Annotated in this window: 1 protein-coding gene; it reads right to left on the bottom strand. The window is 37.5% G+C overall.

Going from position 1 to position 285, the window contains the following annotated elements; genetic code table 11:
- Window positions 1-178: 178 nt before the first annotated feature.
- The gene (locus V6252_RS12870) at window positions 179-277 is read right to left on the bottom strand and encodes a superoxide dismutase family protein (RefSeq protein ID WP_341610715.1); all 99 of its coding nucleotides are present in this window, start codon (window positions 275-277) and stop codon (window positions 179-181) included.
- Window positions 278-285 lie beyond the last annotated feature (8 nt).

Here is a 285-nt window from a genome sequence, read left to right as displayed (position 1 = left end):
TACAATTTGCATTGGTCTTTCTTGTATTAGCTTTATAATGGCTTCAACGCACCTAATAGATAGTTCCAATAAAAAACCCTCTTAAATTAAAAGAGGGGTTTTTATTGGAACTATAATATTTATTTTAAGCCATTTCTACGTTTGCAGACTTAGCCTTAGTCCATAGGTTTGGACAGTATTAGCTTTTTACGATGATACCGCAACCAATCCGATCGCCTGCATTTCCTGAAGGCTGACTGGTATAGTCGGCAACGCCAGCATGTACGATAAAGGCCAAACGATTTA

It is taken from the genome of Psychrobacter proteolyticus, from assembly GCF_038155145.1.
GTDB classification, from domain to species: Bacteria; Pseudomonadota; Gammaproteobacteria; order Pseudomonadales; family Moraxellaceae; genus Psychrobacter; species Psychrobacter proteolyticus_B.
This window is presented reverse-complemented; position numbering and strand designations above follow the sequence as displayed.